This window comes from Kitasatospora sp. NPDC101183, from assembly GCF_044767945.1.
Taxonomy (GTDB): Bacteria; Actinomycetota; Actinomycetes; order Streptomycetales; family Streptomycetaceae; genus Kitasatospora.
Window position 1 is genome coordinate 258704 of the sequence record NZ_JBIWOW010000003.1, and the last position, 17567, is coordinate 276270.

Sequence of the window (17567 nt, forward strand, 5' to 3'; positions counted from 1 at the left end):
TCACCCCCTCAAGGAGCGACGTTGCGTCAGCTTCCTCGCCTGCCCGGACTGCTCGCCGCAGTCACCGCGGCGGGCGCCCTGCTGCTCGGTGTGTGCACCACGCCGAGCCTGGCCGCGGCCCCCACGCCTGCGGCCGCCGCCCCCGCCCCCGCCCCCGTCCCCGCGCACGGGGACCGCCTGCCTCCCGCAGGTGCCGCCGACGCGGACCCGGAGAGCCCGGCCGCGCCGCTGGACCACCGGCTGACGGCGGCCCAACTGCCTCCGCTCAGCCCGTCCGTGGCACCGACGGACACCCCGTCCGCGAAGACCCCGAAGTCGCGGGCCCTGGCCCTGGCGGCCCCGGCCGCCGCCGCCTCGTGCGCGGCGGGCGACTTCAGCAGCCGCTCCGGCGCGAGCCTGGTCGCCTTCATCAGGGCCTCGACGGTCGATTGCATCAACTCGCTGTTCACCAAAGGCAGTTCACAGGCCTACTGGACGTTCCGCCAGGCCCAGATGGTCACGGTCGCCGACGCCCTGCGGACCACCGCCGCCACGTACCCCGGTGACAACTCGACCGGCGTCCAGCAGCTCGTCCTGTTCCTGCGCGCGGGCTACTACGTGCACTACCTGTACCCCGACACCGTCGGGAAGTACGACGCCTCGCTCACCGACGCGGTGGCGCGCGGCCTCGACGCCTTCGTGGCCTCCCCGCACTTCGCGGACGCCACCGACGCCAACGCCCCGGTCGCCTCCGAGGCACTGGTCCTGACCGACAGCGCCGACCTCCAGGGCCGCTACCTCGCCACCTACCGGCAGGTGCTGAACGGCTACACCAGCGCCTACGACTCCTCCCGGCCGCTGGTGAAATCCGTCAACGACGTGTTCACCCCGCTGTTCCGGGGCCACCAGAACCCGGCCTTCGTCTCCGCCGTCACCGCGGACCCGGGCATCATCGACACCCTCGATGCCTTCGCCCTCAACCACCGGGACCTGCTGGGCGGCGCCAACTCCTTCCTCGCGTCCAACGCGGGTGTGGCGATGTCCCGCTTCGTCCAGTACCCGGCCCTCCAGGCCAAGGTCCGCCCCCTGATCAAGGGCCTGCTCGACGTCTCGGCGATGACCGGCCCGACCGCCCCGCTCTGGGTCGGCGCCGCCAACTCGGCCGCGTTCTACGACAAGGGGCAGTGCTCGTACTACGGCGTCTGCGACCTGTCGAAGCGGCTGATCAAGGCCGTGTTCCCGACCGGCCACACCTGTGACACCCGGACGATCCTCTCCCAGGACCTGACCGAGGCCGAGCTCGCCGCCGTGTGCGAGGACCTCAAGGGCGAGGACGCGTACTACCACCGCCTCGTCGGCGACAACGGCCCCATCCCCGGCCAGTACGAGTCGACCGTGCAGGTCGTGGTGTTCGCGAGCCGCGAGGACTACCAGACCTACGCCGGGGCGATGTACAACGTCCCCACCGACAACGGCGGCATCACCCTGAACGGCGACAACCCGGCGGACCCGGCCAACCAGCCCGTCACCCTGATGTACCGCCACCCCCAGGACAACGGCTTCACCGCCCGGATCTGGAACCTCAACCACGAGTACGCCCACGTGCTGGACTCGCGCTACGACATGAAGGGCAAGTTCTCCCAGCAGGTCGGCTACCCCGCCCTGTGGTGGATCGAGGGCTCCGCCGAGTACGCCTCGTACACCTATCGCAACGCCACCGACACCCAGGCGATGGCCGAGGCGGCCAAGCACCGCTACACGCTCAGCAGCCTGTTCCAGAGCACGTACAACAACAGCGACACCAACCGGACGTACATGTGGGGCTACCTCGCGGCCCGCTACATGATCGAGCACTACCCGACCACCGTGCAGACGGTGCTCTCGAAGTACCGCACGGGTGACTACGCGGGCGCCTACGACTACGTCAACTCGATCGGCACCCTCTACGACAGCGCCTTCGACAGCTGGCTCAACAACTGCGCGGCCGGCGACTGCCTGGCCGACGGCACGCCGACGGCCGACTTCGGCACGGCGGTCTCGGGCCTGAGCGTGCAGTTGACCGACGCGTCCACGCAGACCGGCAACGGCTCGATCGCCTCCCGCGCCTGGGACTTCGGCGACGGCACCGCCTCCACGGAGGCGAGCCCCTCGAAGACCTACGCCAACGCCGGGACGTACAAGGTCGCCCTGACCGTCACCAGCAGCACCGGGAAGACGGCCACCGCGAAGAAGTACGTCACCGTCGCCGTTCCCGTCCCGCAGCCCTGCACCGGCAGCAGCCGGCAGGAGATGGGGCAGAACTGCTACCGCACCGGCCGCTCGGCCCCCGCAGGTCAGCTGGACTACCTCTACGTCTACCTGCCGGCCGGCACCACGACCCTCGGCGTCACGACCACCGGGGGCACCGGCACCGCGTACCTGTACTACAACCCCGGCACCTGGGCGACGGGCGCCAACGCCACCGCGTCCTCGACGGCCGCCGGAACCGCCCAGAGCCTGACCGTCACCAACACGACGGCCGGGTACCGGTTCATCAGCCTCTACGGCGCCACGGCGTTCAGCGGGGTCACCGTCACCACGCAGTACTGATCCGCTCTCCCGTGCGGCCCGACCGGCTCCGGCCGGTCGGGCCGTCTCGTCGGGTCAGCCCGGGTGGATCAGGCGGCCGTGGTGGATGAGGGAGACGGACTGCTTGAGGCGGCGGACGCGGACGCTGATCTCGTAGCCCCGGACGCCGGGGATGCCGGCCAGGCGGGTGCTGAGGTAGCGGTAGAAGTCCGGGGTGTCCCGGCAGACGATCACGGCCATGAGGTTGTGGCGGCCGCTGGTCGCGGCCGTGAAGGCGCACTCGTCGTGGCGGCCGATCTCCTCGCCGATGCGGTGGAGCTCGGGCAGGTCGACCTGGAGCCAGAGGACGGCGTTGAGCTCGTAGCCGAGGCGCTCGGGCAGGATGTCGACGCCGTACGCGAGGGAGCCGCCCGCCTCCAGGGCCTCCAGGCGGCGGGCGACCCGGGCGGTGGACCAGCCGGTGGCCCCGGCCAGGTGGGTGTGGGAGGCGCGGCCGTCCTCCGCGAGGGCCTCGAAGAGCGGGAGGTCCTCCTCGGTGGGGGCGAGCGGTGGGCCGGTGGGCGCGGGGCGCTCCGCCGTCAGCCGTTGGACCTGCTCGTCGGTCAGGGAGGGCTCGCCGCCGGACCAGCCGACCGTGTCCGGGGTGCCGAAGGCGTGGATGAGGAGGTCGACGCTCATGTCCAGGACGGAGGCGGCGCGCGGGAGTTGGCGCAGCAGGACGTCGTCGCGCACCGTCCCGGCGGAGGAGCGGATCGTGCAGATGATCTCCGAGCCGCCGGAGGCGATGCTGGCGTAGCCGACCTCGGGCCTGCGGGCGAGGGACTCGGCGACGGGGCCGACGGCGTCCGGGCGGCACCGCAGCCGGGCGATCCACTCCGCCTGCCCGTGGGCGGCCGGGTTGCGCTGCCCGACCACGCGCAGGATGCCGCCGCGCCGCAGCGCGTTGTAGCGGCGGGCCACGGTCTGCTCGGAGGCGCCGACGGCCTCGCCGAGGTGGCGGAAGGAGGCGCGGGGGTTGCAGTGGAGTCCGTGGATGATTCCGCGGTCGATGGCGTCCGGCATGGAGGAATTCTCACATGGACAGCGATGCGGGTGAGGGTTTCCACGCCCTGGGGCGAACGGCCTGGGGATTTCGGGATCGCGGGGGCGAAGCTGGTCGCTGCTTGACCGGCCACCGGTGCCCGCGCGGCACCCCGCAGTCGAAGGAACCACTCGTGAACTCCGCAACGGTGCAGCGCCCCGGGGCCGGACGAGGCGTCACGCTCGTCATGGCCTGCCTGGGCGTCTTCGTCGCCTACCTGCCCGTGACCACCGTGTCGGTGAGCCTCCCGGCGATCCAGCGCGTCCTGGGCGCCTCGACCTCCCAGCTGTCCTGGGTGTCCGACGCGTTCGTGCTGCCGATGGCCGCGCTGATCCTCACCACCGGGGTGTGGGGCGACGTCCACGGCCGCAAGCGGGTCTTCCAGGCGGGCATGGCGTTCTGCGCGCTCGGCGCGGCCGTCTCCCTGACGGCCGACTCGGTGCAGCAGCTGTGGGTCGGGCAGGCCGCGTCCGGGCTGGGCGCGGCGGCGCTGCTGCCCACCACGCTGGCGCTGATCAGCCACGCCGTGCCCGACCACCGGGAGCGCGGGCGGTTCATCGGCCTGTGGGCGATGTCCATGCTGGCCTCGCTGGCCATGGGCCCGCTGATCGCCGGGCTGCTCCAGGAGCACGTGGCGGTGCGGTGGATCTTCCTGCTGCCGATACCCGTCTCCCTGGTCGTGCTGGCCGTCGCGGCCTTCCTGCTGCCCGACTCCCGGGCCCCGTACGGCCGTCGGCTCGACTGGCCCGGGCAGATCAGCGCGGCGCTCGCCGTCACGGCCGTCGTGTACGGCGTGATCGAGGGCGGCGCGAACGGCTTCGGGGAGCCCGCCGTGGTGGTGGCCCTGGTGCTCGCGGCGGTGAGCGCCGTCGCGTTCGTGGTGGTGGAGCGGCGCAGCGACAGCCCGATGCTCGACCTGGCGCTGTTCCGCAGCCCCGCCTTCACGGCGACCTCGCTGGTCGCGATGATCAGCTTCCTGGGGCTGATCGGCTTCTTCTTCGTGCTGAGCCTGTACTTCGGCCTGGTGCAGCACCTGAGCACCCTGGACGCCGGGCTGCGGATGGTCCTGGTCTCCGGGACGTCCCTGGTCGTGGGCGTGCCCGTCGGGCGGCTGATGCACCGGGTGTCGGCCCGGGTCATGATCACCGTCGGGCTGGTGGTGATGGCGGGCGCGCTGCTGTCGCTGACCGGGATCGACGCCGACACCTCGTACGGGTCGATCGCCTGGCGGCTGGTCCTGCTCGGCATCGGCATCGGCGGCGTCCTCACCCCGATGACGGCCGCGGCCGTCTCCTCCGTGCCGCACCACCTGGCGGGCATGGCCGCCGCCGGGAACAACGCCTTCCGTCAGCTGGGCGGGGCCCTCGGCCCCGCCGTGCTCGGCGCCCTGCTCACCACCCGCGCCGTCGACGCCCTGCCCGGCCACCTCGCCGACGCCGGTGTCCCGGCGGAGGCGGGCGGCCGCGTCCTGGCCGCCGCCCGCGAGCAGGGCCTCGGCGCGGTGGCCGGCCTCGACCTCGGCCCGGCCACGCGCCCGGCCCTGACGGCGCTGGGCGGCTCGTTCCTCGACGGGCTCCAGCTCTGCCTGATCGTCTCGGCCTCCCTCGCGCTCCTCGCCGCCCTCGCCTGCGCCCTCCTCCTCCGCCCGACCGCCACCGCCCCGCGCCCCGCCCCGGCCCCCGCCCCCGAACTCGTGCGCACCTCCTGACGGCCGGACCTGCCGGACCGCCCCTCGCGACCACGCGAGGGGCGGTCCGTGCTTGGAGGCCTCGGGCGGAGTAGCGGCCAGGGTGTGGAGGCCTCGATCATTGCGTTGTCCAAGGAGCACATCAGAAGCTTGAAACCCGACAGCCCCGTAATCAATGAACAGGAAATATCACCTGTCCACTGACCACGGGGTTCGGTCGATGATTCTGCCGAACGGTTCAGGTTCTTCCCTGAATCGTTGCTACCAATCCAGATCTGCTGAAGACATCAGATCACCGACTTCGTCGGTTTCCTTCGGCGTAGATGTCAAGGACTCGAGCACAAGACTTCCGATGACCTGGTCGAGGTCGCCCGATGTATTGGCATTGAGCATGCCGCGAATGTAGCTCAGTCCGCCATTGGCGTAGTTCTCGAAGATTCGAACGCGCTCGTCGAGCCGATCGTCTGCCAGGATTTTTGGATCATCCTGGACCTCTACTGCGGCGAGCATATCGATGAGGACATCGCCATACTGGCGGCCTTCCATCAATGCCAGCCGGATCGGCTCCCCGGCCTTTTCGAATTCTTCCTTCCGCCCCTTTCGCTGGCCGAGTGCGGCGGCGAACATCAGACATTCCACCAGAGTGCGGAACGGGGCGTTCTTGCCGTGGAGCTGGTTGAGGAGCTCATCATGCTGAGCGGGCCGCCGGAAGCGGTCGACGGAGGGCATCAGAACTTCACCTTCTCCAGAATGGTGTGCTCGAAATCCCCGTGGGAGACGTACGGGATCGCTCGGTTCTTGATCTCGATCGTCTCTTCCTTAGCCTGCCGGTTGGGGGTGATGGAGTGCAGGACGTACATGCTGGTCGCAGATTCCTGGAGGTTCTCCATGACCTTGCCGCGGGCCTGGGACTGCGACAGAAGTGTGACGATCTGCGAGGTGAGTTCGGGCAGGGCCCGGGAGATCTCCTCCTGGTAGGTCAGATCGAGACTCCCAAACGGGGCGTCCATGACCACGGGGTAGACGCTTCCCTTGCTGGAGAGCACCTCGTCCGTACCGTTCCGGCGGTCATGAAGATTCTTGGCGACTTCTGACACCGCCCCGACGAAGGAGAGGCCGAGGATCTGGTTCTCCCCGGTGGAGCGGATTGCGGCGCCGGCAGGCGACTTTAGCTGGAGGCCGAAAGCATCATCGATTTCGGGAGTGTAGGACTTGATGAAGATTCGCGAGAACACCTCCTTGATCTTTTGATCGAGCTGCTCGCGGACCTCCTCCGTCTTCAGGGCGAGGACCTCAGTGAACGCCTCCCTCACCTCTTCGACGAGGTTGATCTGCCGCTGGACCTTCCGGGACTTCTCGCTCACCCCCTCCTGCGTCTTGAAGTTGCGCCTGGTGTTGTCTATTTCCTTCTCGAGCCTGGCCTGCAGATCCTTGCTTTGTTGGTGCTCGACCAGTGCCTGCATTTTTTTATCGGCGTACGTCTTCCGGCGTTCCTCAAGGCGTTGGACGTCCTGGATGTCGACACCCTTGAGCTGGCGTTCGATCTCGCTCCGCTCGGCGTTGAGCCGATTGATACTCTCGTTCGCGAGTAGGACATCCTGGGCGTTCTGCTGGAGATCCGCGAGGAGGCTCGCGCGTTCGTCCCGAAGGTTCCGCATCTGCCCGTCGACGTAGAGCCAACGGGCTTCCACGTCCGCCAGGCCGGCGTTGTAACGCCGCTGCTCCAGCTCCGCGAACTCCGGAGTGCCTGCGTGGAGCGTTCGCCCGCACATGCACTTGCCGTCCTCCAAGAGCCCGTCGATGAAGCTCCGCTGGATGCCGGCGGGCAGCTCGCGTCGTTGGCGCATGCCTTCCGCGAGCTTCATTACGGTCTCGTCCGTGCCCTGGGTGAAGGCGATGAACCCGCTTCGGGAAAGCCGTTCGCGCTTGCGGACCTTCAGCTCTTCGACCTTCGCGTGCTCCTCTGTGATACTCCGGTTCAGACGAGCCCGCTGATCCTGAAGCGGGGCAGCTTGACTGTTGGCGCGCAGCGCACGTTCGGCCTCCTCGACCTCGCGCTGATAACTGCTGGCGTCCTTCGACAGCTGTAGACTCCTCGCATCCGCTTCGGCCGCCTGCCGCTCGAGACGCTCGATGGCTTCGGTGAGTTCACTCAGTCGGGCATCGCTCTTCTTGTCGATGTCGCGTGCCAGCTGCTTGGTGACCTTGGGGAGGTGCTGGTGGATGGCGCGTTCGATCGCTTCGAGGTTGAGGAGCGTTTTGATGGCACGCTTGACCTCGTCGTTGTTCTCCTCGCCGGTGAACATCTTCTCCATGCGCTCGCCATTGAAGAAGAAGAAGCGGCGCAGTCCCTCGGGGAGGATCTTCTCGATGCGGTCCTGCCCGTTGGTGACAGGTTTGCTCTCACCGTCAGCCGAGATCTCCGCAACTGTCAGCTCCGGAGCGGTGGTCGTCTGCTCGTCGGACTTCTTGGTGACCGTGACGTCCCGGGTGACGGAGAAGTGTGTTCCTTCGTGTTCGAAGTCGAGCCGGACGGAGGCGTTGATCGGCTCACCGAAGCCGGCGTCCGCCCACACCTTGTCGTGGATGATGCGGTGTTGCTGTTCCACGTCGTCGGAGAAGGTTCCGTACAAGGCCCAGGTGAAGGCGTTGAGAAGCGTGGTCTTGCCCGCGCCGTTGTTGCCGAAGATCAGCACCGCGGGCTTTTCTTCGTCGATTGTCAGGTCCAGGACCTGTTCGCCGTAGAACGTCCGGAAGTTCTTGAGGCTGAGCCTGCGCAACTTCACTTGACCAGCCTCTTCACCGCTTCGACGATGCCGGGAACGACCTGGGACGGGTTACTGATGTGCAGGTACTCCCGCTCCAGCTGCGTGACCGTTTGAGCGAGCTGGCGCGCCTCGGGCGAGAGCGCGCTCAGCACGTCACGGGCGGTGCGGTGAGGGATGGGCTCTGTGGTCAATTCGGCTCCAACTGAGAAGACAGGAGGTCTGGCGGGCTGAGGCTGGTCACGTGTCGAACAGACCGTAGCGCGTGCGAAGCGGACGCAGAAGATCGAGAGTGTGCGCTTCGTTCTCAGCGAGGTGCGCGAACTCTTCGACACGAGCGAGCTCGCCGCGAAGCATGCGGCGTTCGGTTTCGTGTTGAAGTGCGGTGGCACCGTCAGGAGGGACGACGATGAAGTCGATGATCTCGGCACGGTCCTTGTCGTCGGCTCGGCGGAGCACGCGACCGCGCCGCTGGATGAACTGGCGAGGGTTGGACGAGCTGGCAAGAAGGTAGGCGGTCCGGGCGGCCGGCACATCGACGCCTTCGTCCAGGCAACGCATCGAGACGATGGCTCGAAGACCTGCCCCGTCGGTGAAACGCCGGAGGACGTCCAAGCGGTCGGCTCGGCCGGTTTCGGAGGTGTAGCGAGCCACTGGCATGTGGAGCTCGCTTCCGGCCATGGAGATCACCTGGTCAAGTTGAGTGGGCTCATCGGCGTCGTTCTCGTACGAGAGCGGATGACGTCCTTCGGCGCAGTAGATGAGCTGGTGGGACTGTGCGTTCCGGCGGTCGAGTTCTTGCTTGAGGGCAGGTAGTTTGGCTCGGGCGTGCCCGAGGATGTTGGCGCGCTTGCGCAGCAGCGCGCCGAGCGGGCTGTCGTCGTCCAGCGGGTCATTTCCTCGTTGGGAGGCCATCAGCTTGGCGATCTTGCTGGTGACCGTGACGTACAACTCCGCTTCCTCGTCGTTCAGCTCGACCAGGACGGGCCAGTAAGTGTAGCGACAGAGTGCGCCGCGTCGGATCGCTTCGCCGATGCCCATCTCGAAGGCGATCTCCCCGAAATAGTCGGTGAGGGCCTCTGTACCGGCATCGTCGAACCAACGTTCCGGTGTCGCGGACAGCCCGAGGCGGTACTGGGCGTTCGATGGGAGCTTGGTCCGAAGGCGGGCGGCGCCGAGGTTGTGGGCTTCATCTGCGATGAACAGCAGCTGGCCGCCGTAACTGTTCAACAGATGCTGGAAGGTTTCCTCGCCGAACGTCTTGTTGGTCGTGATGATGACGCCTGCCGCAGCGACCCCCAGAGCGAGCCCGTGCTGAAGATCGGCGGCGCGCTGATTCCAGGTACTGGTCGATTCGTACGCCCGGACGGCTGTGATCCCGAACCGTGCAACGTCGTCGGCCCACTGGTCTACGAGGTGCTGATAGGGAACGACGATCACGGTCAACAGCGCTTGGTCCCTCTTCGCGAGCATCGCACTGAGTTGGGACGCAGCGGCCAATGCCGTCAATGTCTTGCCGGTCCCCGTGGCCATGCGGAACATGCCTCGTCCTCGGCGGGCGAACCAATTCTGTACGGCGTTCTTCTGGTAGTCACGGACCTGAAGATCCTGGGGAATGGTGAGCACTCTGCGTGCGTCGGTCGGCTGCTCGACGTCCAACGGCGCACCATCGGCCGGGAGATCATCAAGGTCGGGGCGGTTCGCAGTACCGCGGGAGGCCTGTTCGATGATGTGCTTGGCCGCCTCCGTGAACGGCAGTACGCGCAGCAACTGCGTGCGGTTCTGCCATAGGTCCTCGAAATCCTGACTGATGCGGAGGGCGCGATCTGCATCGCGCACGTCCCAGCTGCGGAATACCTCAATGGACTCGAAATTGCCGATAAGGCCCGAACGTGTTTCATTGGCACTGCCCTTGAACGCGACCAGGTCTCGGTCGTCACGGAATACGCCGATCTTCTCGTGATACATCCCTACCCGGTTGCCGTGGGACACGTAGGCCAGCTTGAACTCCACCTGCCCCATCGCGACGAGCCGGCCCAGTTTGCCCAGGCCTCGGGCCGCGCGAGGTTCCTCGATCGCCTGGTTCAGGTCTCTGAGCGCCGCACGTTCCAGAACCTCGCGCAGTGCATATCCGGCTTCGATGTCCGTGATGTCCTGGTGTTCGAGATAAGGGGAAGCGATGATGCGCATCACGCCCCCGCGCTCGGCGAAGTCGTCGAGGCCCTGGCCGAGCAACGCGAGGCTGGAGGACGTGAAGTACCCGACCGCCCGGTCGTAGCGGGTCGAGACCCGCAGCGCAGGCAGGTAGAAGTCTCGAACGATGTGGCTGCGGTCACTGCGGTAGTCCGGGCCGAAATCAGTGGCACGCAAACTGGTGTGATGGTTCATCAGATCAGTCCCAAGTCTTCGATCAGGTCGTCGACGCTGGGTGCGTCATGCTGGTCGGGAGCACTGTGATCGTCGGAGACGGGGGTGCTGGCTTGTTCCTCGGGTACGTCGGCCAGGCGGTGTACCTGGCCATTCCGGACGCTGAAGGGCGGGGTAGACATGACTTGGCGGAGGCTGGGCTCCTTGACTCCGAAATCCTTCACCAACCGGCGGATCACATAGTTGACATCGGCCGCGCCGTCGTTCTGGTCGATCAGATCACCGACGAGTTCCTTCATCGGTTTGTAGACGGGCATCCCCCATTCGCTGAGCGCCCACAGGTCCTTGGCCGCGCGGCGGAAGCGCGGATCGGCATCCAGCTTCTGCTTGAGATAGGTGGGCTGAATATCGAGTCCGGAGCGCTCCTTGAGGTCGACCGTCGATAGCGGACCTCCCACATTCGCGAGCACGTCCACTGCTTTGTCCAGCTGTGAGTGTGCCCTCCTCCTGGGCGCTGGCTGGTCAGGAGGCAGCAGCGCCAGGGCCCAGCTGTCGTATGCGGCCGATATGATCTCCTCGTCCTTCGCGAGGAGGTCACGGAGGGTCCGAAGCCGCACCCGACGATCGAGCCGACCGGCGATCTCCGGTGCGGTCAAGGGCGCGCGTGCCGCCAGCAAAACGGCCCGGACGTCCTCCTGGAGGGAGCGCAGCCACTGGGTCCTCGTGGAGTCCGAGCCGTCGTGCGCCGTGGCGGGTTCTTCGAGGGCATCGTGGGGCGAGCCCGCTGGCTCGGAGGCGTGGAGGAGTTGGGCGGCTCTCCGCGCGCCGGTACCGAGGGTCCAGGTAACAGCCTCGGTTGTCACCGCGTCACGGATGCTTCGTGCCAGCTGACCGAGCTCTCCCTCCACGGCGTCCGCAGTGTTCAGGAGCTCCCCCAACGTGATCGAAGCGGCTCTCTCGTGCTCGGAATGCAGGACCCTCGCAAGGCTGGTGAGGGCGTCCAGCAGCGACGGAGCGAAGTAGAGCGTTCTTTCGCAGCTTTCCGAGTCGACCGCTTCCTCGCGGAGTTCCGCGGGGACGGCATCGGGTTCAGGCGACCGGACGATCCAGCCCTCGGGCGTCTGCTGGAGTCCAAGTCCACAATGGGCGAGCCAGCGTTCGAGTTGTGGAGCATGGAGAGGCACGGGAGCGCCTGCCCGGGCCAGGCAGTGGCGGGCCGCTTCGATGCTCATGATCTGAAGAGGTTCAAGGTCAAGTGCTTCGAGGGTCATCGAGATACAAGTCCGAATGTCGCCGTCGAACAACCACGGACCGGTTCGGGCGTTGCGCCACCTCAGGCCAATGAGGACGTGCAGTGCCGTAATGTCGTAGCGGTCACTGATCGTCGCTCCGAGCCAGAAGTGGCGGGCGACCATCGTCTCCAACTCACTGGGAACGAGGAGCTCGTCGTCCAATGCGGTGACCAGGCCGAGTGTCACCGAGTCGAGGAGGACCGTGTCCTCCAGCGAGTGCCGAAGTTGGTCGTGAGCCTGCTGGACGACGGCCACAGGTCTGGAGTGAGCGTGCGCCAGATGGGCAAGGGACAGTGGCCTCAGGGCACAAAGGTGTCTGAGGATGAGGTCTTGCTCAAGAGGGGAGAGGCCGTCGAACCAGCCCTTGAGTGCCACCACAGCAGGATGGGATCGGGCACTTCGGTGGCGGTGTTCTGACATCAGGGGTTGCTTCCGGTCCTTGCTGTCGAAAGGGCATCGGTTGGACCGCTGTGGGTACGGGCATCTCCGAAACCTGGATGCGAAGGGTGACCGGCGTGGTCGCACGGTGCCTGGGCCACCCGCAGTGACCGGGTGCGGCTCGACGGTTCCTCGATTCCGAGGAGCCACACCCAGGTCAGCGTCAGACTGCTTGTGCGGCGCGGACCATGCCCTCGATCGTGGCCATCTCCTTGTCGGCTCCCAGATAGCCGATGCCGCGGTGAAGGTGCACCGTGAGCATCCGTCCGATGTTCTCCTCCGACGGATCCTCCCCGGCAGCCACACAGCGCTGCTTCAGCAACGCCAGGTAGATGTCACCGTGCTGGCCGGCAAAGGTCTTCCAGGTCATTTCGACGTTGGAGTCGGTGACGATGTCCTTCACCAAGGGGATCGAAGGGTCCTTCAGTGACATCATCAGTGCCCAACGGCACAGCACGTTCCACTGGGTGATTCCCGTGGTGCGCTTCAGATAGACCAATCGGTCCCTGGCAGGCTGTGAAAGGCGGACGTTGTCAACCGACATGCTGGGCTCCCTCGTTCCACCAGTAGCCCTCGACCACCTGGGTGGTGAACTCCTCGTCGTCGTGCACGAGGGTGTACGTGCGGGCGACGGACTTCCTCAACCGGCTCAACAGGTACTCATCGATCTCTTCATCGGTCGACAGCAGCAGTACCTGATCACTGGCCTGTGGGAAGTAGCGGGTGACGAGGTGCTCACGGTGCCGACTGTCGAGTCGACCAAGGGGCGTATCGATGACGCTGGGAAGGCGGTTCCCGGCGACCTTCATCAAGCCCCAGAGCAAGGACACTGCCAGGAGCTGGCGCTCACCAGCGCTCAGACGAGCGGGGTCGATCGGGTTACCAGCTGTGTCGCTGAGTGCGAGCGTGAACTTCTCCGTGTCGATGCGGAGCGTCTTGACCAGTCCCTGCTTTCGCATGAGGGTCTTGAAGCTCTCCAGTACGGCCCACTCCAGCTTGCCGATATGGCGCTGCAACAGAGCGACTCCGAACCGCTCAAGAGTGATCCGCGCCTTCTCGGAATACTTGAGGATGCGCTCGACCTCCTCCGCTTTGACCTTGGTGCGAACGAACTCGGAGTGTGCGCGTTCCAGCAAGGTCTTGACGTGCTCGCGGCGTCGCTTGAGCTCATTCACCCGGACGTCGGCGCGCTCACAGTCCACCTGACACTGCGCGACAACGACCAGCTGCTCCTCGCGGGCCTGTTGCAGGGCCTTCACCCTGTGCTGGTCCGGCACGCCGGCCAACTGCCTGTCGAGCTGGTCAAGTTGTTCGGAGAGGTCAGCCGCAGTGGCTAGCAGGCGTCGCCCTCGAGCGGTGTCCCGCTGCAGGACTTCCTGCAAGACACTGAGCTGTTCCTGGGAATCGTGCGGCAGTTGAAGGTCGACGTCGAGAACGGTGGACGCCGCACGGGAGGCACGGTCCGCTTCCAAGTGCGCGACTACGTCCGCGCGCGTGGCAGCGGTCAGCATGTTCAGGAGCCAGTTGTCACGCTCGTGCAGCACATCGAGGACGTGTGCCGACCTCCGGGCCTGCTCCTCCATCACTGCCTGCGTACGCAGATCCGTGAGGAGCTGGGTGGCCATGAGTAGCGGAAGCGGGCCGGCCGCCAGGTGGGTGAGGTCCGTTCGTACCTGGGCCAGCTGCTCGGCGATGCTCTTCTTCTCGTTCTCCAGCTCTACCCGGCGGTTGAAGAGGCCTCCTCCCTCCTTTTGGAAGGCTTCCTCCAGGCTCTCCAACGTGCGCTCGGCCTTGCGCAGGTTCGTACGACTCTCGCCCCGGTCCTGGTGCGCAACGTCGTAGGCTGCCTTCACTTCCTCCAGCTCATGCTCCTGCGACCGGATCTTGTCGAGGAGGTGCTGTTCCTCGCCGGAGAGCTTCTGTCGCCGCTGGAGGGCCAGAAGGTCGTTGCGCAGCTGCTGGACCGTATTGACGCCGAGTAGCGAGTGAACGGCCGACTCGATGACGGAGGCAGCCCGATCCGGGTCGGCAAGGGATTCGATCTTCTCACCATCGAAGAAGGCCAACGAGGCGATCTCCAACGGCAGCAACGACTCGATGTGATCAGCCCAACTCTCGCTGACGAGCCGGTTGTACTGGGGTTCCGGCTTCGCACTGTGGGAGGTCTTGGTGCGTTCCCCGTAGGCTTCGTCGATGTAGACGTTCAGGAATTCCTTGAGCGACTTGCCACTGGTGTGCCAGCTGCGGACGACGCGGTAGTAGTGCTCCTGTCCTCCGGTCATGGTCGTGAACTCAAGCGTGACCGCGGAGCCCCGTGCCGGGTCCGTCTTGCGATTGATGCTTTCGCGGAGGTAGGTCTCGTACGTCCTGGTCCCGCGGCCACTGCAGCGTGCGCGGTTTCCGTAGAGCACCAGCTGGATCGCGTCGAGCAGTGTCGTCTTGCCGCACCCGTTGAGGCCACCGATCAGGATGACCGGCTTGTTCTTCTTGGGGGTGAGGTCGAGCGACTGCTTTCCGCGGTAGGCCCCGAATTCTTCGAGGGTGATCTTGCGCAGGAGCATCGAGTTAGTTTTCGTCGTCGAAGGTCAGGTTCTCAGAGATGTCGTCTCGCCACTTCTTCTTGCGGGCAGCGAATTCGACGGCATCTTCGTGGTTCTCGTAGTAGCCCTTTTGGATGGCCTTTTCCAGGGCCTGGAACAGGCCTGACCGACGGGCCATCGTTCGGTACTGCCGTTCCACCTGAAGCAGTTCGCGCACCATGTCGTAGTGCAGCTCGTCGCCGCCGCAGACTTCCTTGAGCACGTCCATCTCGTCGGATCCCATGACGAGTTGTTCATCCAGAGGGCCACCGGGGAAGGGCGCGCCGGTGGTCTCCTGGTAGATCCGCGGCACGGTGTCCTCGACCTCGTGCTTGTCGAAGACCCAGATGCGTCGGATCTCATGCAGCTCATCCAGCGTGATCAGCTCGATGTTCTTCACGTGGTCCGGCGCGTGCTCGCGAATCCAGGTCTGCGCCTCGAGGAGTTCCCGTAGCCACTGCTCACGGTAGGCCTGCAGGTAGGGTCCGTGGATCGCGCCGTCGTTGAACAGCATCACGGAGCCGTTCATCCGGCGGAAATCCCGGGCCGGCTTGTCAGGCTTGGGGAAGGGCGCCTTGCGGCCGGGCGGAAGGTCGGGGTCGCCCTCTTCGTAGAATCCGAACGGTGCGTCCAGCTTGTCGCGCAGAGTCAGCAGTGGGAGCATCCACTCTTTCTCTTCGTCGTTCTGGATCATCGCGGACATGGACTTGTCCTGCTCCACGAGGGTGCAGGTCCAGCATCCGAATCGACTCGAACCGCAGGACGGGGTCGTGGAGTCGACGACGAGGGGGCACTCCCCGTCGCTGGAGGCGCCCTGATACATCGTGAGCAGGTCCTGATTGTTGTAGCCCCAGGGGTTGGGGACCTGCATCAGGAACTCCCACACATCGTCGTTGGTCCAGTCCTCGACCGGGCTGTACACGAGGGAGTTGGGGAGATTGGCATTGGGCGAGAGACGATCGCGCACGCGACGCTTCTCGTGCTTCTCCATGGCACGGGCTCGCGCATGGCTCTCCGCCTTGCGGATTCCGAGGACCATGATCGCTTCACCGTGGGCCGCAACGACACTGCGGATGAAGGCGTTCGACGGCTTGATCTTGAGTCGCTCCGTACACCAGCGGAACTTCGGCCGCGGAGCCGGGTACCCGCGCCCGATGAGGTTGACCCAGAAGGTGTCCTTGACCTCTGGTGTCAGCCGGTGAGGCTCGATGGGCAGGCCCTGCGTGATCGCGGCACCCTGCATCGTCTCGAGGGACGCTGAAACCCAAGCAGCCACCACGGGGTTCTCGACCAGAGTGTCAGTGCTGATGACGTGGACAGCCTTGGTTCGTTGCTCGGCAGGAAGATCGCAAAGGGCCATCCACACGAGTTGAAGGACGGCAGTGGAGTCCTTGCCGCCGCTGTACCCGATGACCCACGGAACCTGGTCGGCCGTGTACAGCTCGCGGATCTCACTCGTGAGCCGTTCGATCACCTCGTCCAAGGTCTGGCCGTTGAACGGCTTGCGCCGTACAGGGGTGAGCCCGAGATCGAGCGGAATGGTGCTCATGAATCGCCTCGCAAGTATGCGTCTTCCACGCGCTGTTCTTCGGAACTCAGTTCGAGACCGAGATGCCGACGCAAATAGTTGACAGTGAGCGTTACATTCTGATGGCTTTTGGAGACGCGACCGCCGACGATGGCTCGACCTTCCCAATCGGTGTTCGATCGGCTCCAGTCAACGCTCTTCAGCGAAGCCATCCCCTTCTTCCATTTCGCGGGTTTGATCGAATCCCGTAGAACTGCATTGCCGACCCTGCCCAGCGCATGGAGGGCAATTCCATGACTATGGATGAAATCTCGTCGCATCTCCTGGGCCGACAGGTTCCGGGAGCGTACCTGTCCCCATTCGGGAAGCATGCCGTCGACGAACTCCCAGAACTCTCCGGCCAGTGCGGTGGATTCTTCCTGGGGGAGTTCCAGCCCGCGCAGCAGCGACTGATTTCCGAAATACAAGGCGCTGAGCGTGAACATCTTGCGCGAGCGGGCGGAGAGTGTGCTCTTCTCCATCTCCACGAAGCCCTTGAAGATCGTGGACCGCTCCGTCAATGAGCGAGTGATCTGCGCATTGCCGTCGCGATGGTCGTACAGGACGCCAATGGAGCGCGCTGGTCGAATTGCATGACGATTGAGATCGGCGAACATCTGCTGGGAACGTGTGAGCCCGGCATCGCAGAAGAAGACGACGGCGATGGTCTCGTCGCCGAGGTCGGGATTCTCCTTCAGCGCGAGCTCGATGGCAGCACGACGGTGTTGCCCGTCGTTGATCAGGAAGCGCGAGTCCATGGGGATGCGGAGCTGCCCGGTGCGGTGCGCCACTCCTCCGTCGCCCTGGCTCTCGAAGACCATGTCTCCGTCGACCGAAGCGGTGAGGGCACTGAAGACGTAATCATCCGGATTGTCCAGGATGTAACGAGTAAGCGCAGGAAGGCGACTCTTGTTGAGAATTCGCTGGGCTCTCAGCTCCGCCGAAAGGTCTTCGTCGTCGAACAGGAAGATCTTCGGGATGAGCCTCAGGGGGCACATCGAGGCATAGAACTCCCGACCCGCCTGCACGCCACGGATGGCGGGGAAGGTGTATTCGAACCCTGTTGAAGCCGGTGAGGCGCTTCGCCTCACAGCTCTGACCGCCACTTCACTCTGCACCAATGAACTGTAGCGCACGTACGTCTTCTCGAAGACGTACACCGCCAGCCGCTCCACGTTCTGGTGGACGCGGAAGCCGGAGTACGCGGAGCACCGCGTCTGTTGGATGGGCACCCACGGCGCGTC

The 17567-nt window shown here is 65.6% G+C and carries 12 protein-coding genes; 2 read left to right on the top strand and 10 right to left on the bottom strand.

Translation table 11 applies throughout. The features are described 5' to 3' along the window. The first annotated feature begins 21 nt into the window (after positions 1-21). Positions 22-2568, top strand: a complete 2547-nt coding sequence (locus ACIRRS_RS04970; protein WP_402965127.1) for a collagenase — start codon at positions 22-24, stop codon at positions 2566-2568. 54 nt (positions 2569-2622) lie between these two features. On the opposite strand, the gene ACIRRS_RS04975 is transcribed toward ACIRRS_RS04970, so the two are convergent. Then, positions 2623-3609 carry an Lrp/AsnC family transcriptional regulator gene (locus tag ACIRRS_RS04975; protein ID WP_402965129.1) on the bottom strand — a complete coding sequence of 329 codons (987 nt, stop codon included), beginning with the start codon at positions 3607-3609 and terminating at the stop codon, positions 2623-2625. A gap of 206 nt (positions 3610-3815) precedes the next feature. On the opposite strand from ACIRRS_RS04975, the gene ACIRRS_RS04980 reads away from it, so the two are divergent. Continuing rightward, the gene (locus tag ACIRRS_RS04980) at positions 3816-5336 is read left to right on the top strand and encodes an MFS transporter (protein ID WP_402965491.1); all 1521 of its coding nucleotides are present in this window, start codon (positions 3816-3818) and stop codon (positions 5334-5336) included. A 240-nt stretch (positions 5337-5576) separates the two neighbouring features. Here ACIRRS_RS04980 and ACIRRS_RS04985 read toward each other — a convergent pair whose 3' ends face one another. The 9 genes from ACIRRS_RS04985 to dndB all read right to left on the bottom strand — a co-directional run bounded on the left by ACIRRS_RS04985 (position 5577) and on the right by dndB (position 17483). Further along, positions 5577-6044 carry a DNA phosphorothioation-associated protein 4 gene (locus ACIRRS_RS04985; RefSeq protein WP_402965130.1) on the bottom strand — a complete coding sequence of 156 codons (468 nt, stop codon included), beginning with the start codon at positions 6042-6044 and terminating at the stop codon, positions 5577-5579. Further along, positions 6044-8101: an AAA family ATPase gene (locus tag ACIRRS_RS04990; RefSeq protein ID WP_402965133.1), complete on the bottom strand. Its 2058-nt coding sequence runs from the start codon at positions 8099-8101 to the stop codon at positions 6044-6046. Before ACIRRS_RS04990 ends, ACIRRS_RS04985 begins: the two co-directional genes overlap by 1 nt. Beyond that, positions 8098-8274, bottom strand: coding sequence for a hypothetical protein (locus ACIRRS_RS04995; protein WP_402965135.1), 177 nt, complete (start codon positions 8272-8274; stop codon positions 8098-8100). Before ACIRRS_RS04995 ends, ACIRRS_RS04990 begins: the two co-directional genes overlap by 4 nt. A gap of 46 nt (positions 8275-8320) precedes the next feature. After that, positions 8321-10468, bottom strand: coding sequence for a DEAD/DEAH box helicase family protein (locus tag ACIRRS_RS05000; protein WP_402965138.1), 2148 nt, complete (start codon positions 10466-10468; stop codon positions 8321-8323). Next, positions 10468-12114, bottom strand: a complete 1647-nt coding sequence (locus tag ACIRRS_RS05005) for a hypothetical protein (protein WP_402965141.1) — start codon at positions 12112-12114, stop codon at positions 10468-10470. The genes ACIRRS_RS05000 and ACIRRS_RS05005 overlap by 1 nt, the downstream gene beginning before the upstream one ends. 226 nt (positions 12115-12340) lie before the next feature. Then, positions 12341-12721: a DNA sulfur modification protein DndE gene (gene dndE / locus ACIRRS_RS05010; RefSeq protein WP_402965144.1), complete on the bottom strand. Its 381-nt coding sequence runs from the start codon at positions 12719-12721 to the stop codon at positions 12341-12343. Then, complete coding sequence (dndD, locus tag ACIRRS_RS05015; protein WP_402965149.1) at positions 12711-14738, bottom strand: DNA sulfur modification protein DndD; 2028 nt, start codon at positions 14736-14738, stop codon at positions 12711-12713. The genes dndE and dndD overlap by 11 nt, the downstream gene beginning before the upstream one ends. 4 nt (positions 14739-14742) lie before the next feature. Further along, positions 14743-16305, bottom strand: coding sequence for a DNA phosphorothioation system sulfurtransferase DndC (gene dndC, locus ACIRRS_RS05020; protein ID WP_402965152.1), 1563 nt, complete (start codon positions 16303-16305; stop codon positions 14743-14745). Then, on the bottom strand, positions 16302-17483 hold the full coding sequence (gene dndB, locus ACIRRS_RS05025) for a DNA sulfur modification protein DndB (protein ID WP_402965154.1): 1182 nt from the start codon (positions 17481-17483) through the stop codon (positions 16302-16304). Before dndB ends, dndC begins: the two co-directional genes overlap by 4 nt. Positions 17484-17567: the final 84 nt, after the last annotated feature.